The sequence below is a fragment of the Massilia sp. CT11-108 genome (genome assembly GCF_047302915.1).
GTDB lineage: Bacteria > Pseudomonadota > Gammaproteobacteria > Burkholderiales > Burkholderiaceae_D > Telluria > Telluria orientalis.
In genome coordinates, this window is the sequence record NZ_JBKYMO010001470.1 from 1 (window position 1) to 281 (window position 281).

Sequence of the window (281 nt, forward strand, 5' to 3'; positions counted from 1 at the left end):
GGCCCACACGTACAAGAACCTGCGCATCTTCGGCTTCGAATCCGTGCTCGTGCTGGATGCCAACGGCAAGCTCCTGTCCGAATCGGATTCCGAGCAGCGCGCCAACTTCGTGAAGGCCGACGCCGCCGGGCCGGGTTCGGATTTCAGCGTCGTGCCCGCGATCTCGTCGAAGGCCGCGATCGATGCGGCGCTGGCCTCGCTGGGCGCCTCGGCGCGCCACGAGACGCCGCCCAGCGCGGAGCTGATCATCTGGCCCGCGATGCGCACGGAACGTGTGCCCG

The 281-nt window shown here is 68.7% G+C and carries 1 pseudogene; it reads left to right on the forward strand.

The annotated features are described in order from the left end of the window. A pseudogene (locus tag ACEN88_RS35315) lies at positions 1–281 on the forward strand (M4 family peptidase); the annotation flags it as partial.